Origin of the sequence: Microbacterium paludicola (genome assembly GCF_015235415.1) — a bacterium.
In the GTDB taxonomy this organism is placed as follows: domain Bacteria; phylum Actinomycetota; class Actinomycetes; order Actinomycetales; family Microbacteriaceae; genus Microbacterium; species Microbacterium paludicola.
Genome location: NZ_JADGLL010000097.1, coordinates 1 through 1234, shown reverse-complemented (window position 1 = coordinate 1234; position 1234 = coordinate 1). Strand labels below are relative to the sequence as shown.

Below are 1234 nucleotides of genomic sequence, written 5' to 3'. Positions count from 1 at the left end.
GGCGGATTCAACCGGTGGTCGCAACGAGTTCTGTGAACTTCTCCGATGGTGTCAGATAGCCGAGCGTTTTGCGCGGTCGTCCGTTGAGCGAGTCCTGGATCGCGGTCAGCTCAGCGCGGGTGACGATGCTCAGATCGGTGCTCTTCGGCAGGTACTGGCGTAGCAGTCCGTTGGTGTTCTCGTTGCTTCCGCGCTGCCACGGGGAGTGCGGGTCGCAGAAGTAGATCGGGATGCCGGTCGCTGTCGTGAACTCGGAATGCTTGGCCATCTCGGCGCCCTGATCCCAGGTGATCGTCCGCGCCAGCGACGCCGGCAACGCGGTGATCGCCTCGCGCATTGCGGCCTCCACCTTGTCGGCGCTCTTCCCGTCGGGCAGGTGCAGCAGAAGTGTGAGGCGGGTGCTGCGTTCAACGAGGGTTCCCACGGCGCTGCGACTGTTCTCACCGAGGATCAAGTCGCCTTCCCAATGCCCCGGCACGGCGCGGTCTTCGACCTCCGCGGGGCGCTCGCTGATCATCACCATCCCTGGCAGCCGGCCTCGCCGATCCGTCGCGGTCCGCGACTTCCGTGCCGCACGCCCTGACCGCAGGCAGCGGGCAAGCTCGCGGCGCAACTGCCCGCGTCCCTGCACGAACAGGGACTGGTAGATCGTCTCATGACTCACGTGCATCTCCGGGTCGTCGGGATGCTCCAACCGTAGGCGGGCAGCGATCTCCTGCGGAGACCACAGCTGCTTCAACTGCGCTGTCACGGTCTCGAGCAACCGGCCACCGTCAAGCTTGAACGGCTTCGGCCTGCGGGCCTGCTCCCGGGCGTCCTCATGCGCCCGCCACGCCGAGTACCCCTCCCGCCCGCCGCCCCGCTTGACCTCGCGGCTGATCGTCGACACCGCCCGCCCGAGGCTGCGCGCGATCGCAGTGAGCGTGTCACCGCGGGCGAGACCCACCAGGATCTCCTCACGATCGAAGACCGTCAGATGCCCCTCGCGCGGCTCCCAGCCGAACGGCTTCCCGTCGAGGTGACGCCCTTCCCGCGCCATGCGGCCGACCATCGGCGCCGTGCAGCCGATCTCGCGGGCGATATCGATGAGCCGCCACCCCTTCGAGTGGAGACGGAGCGCGAGCTGCTTCTGCTCACGACTGAGATGACCATGCTTGCCCTGCAACGAATGCCTCCCGAGATCAGCGTCTGCTTCATCTCACAACACTCATTGCGCTGACCGGTTGAATCCGCC

Annotated in this window: 1 protein-coding gene; it reads right to left on the bottom strand. The window is 66.8% G+C overall.

All coding sequences use genetic code 11. The features are described 5' to 3' along the window. Nucleotides 1–7 precede the first annotated feature (7 nt). Complete coding sequence (locus IR155_RS15675) at nt 8–1165, bottom strand: IS30 family transposase (protein ID WP_135115709.1); 1158 nt, start codon at nt 1163–1165, stop codon at nt 8–10. Nucleotides 1166–1234: the final 69 nt, after the last annotated feature.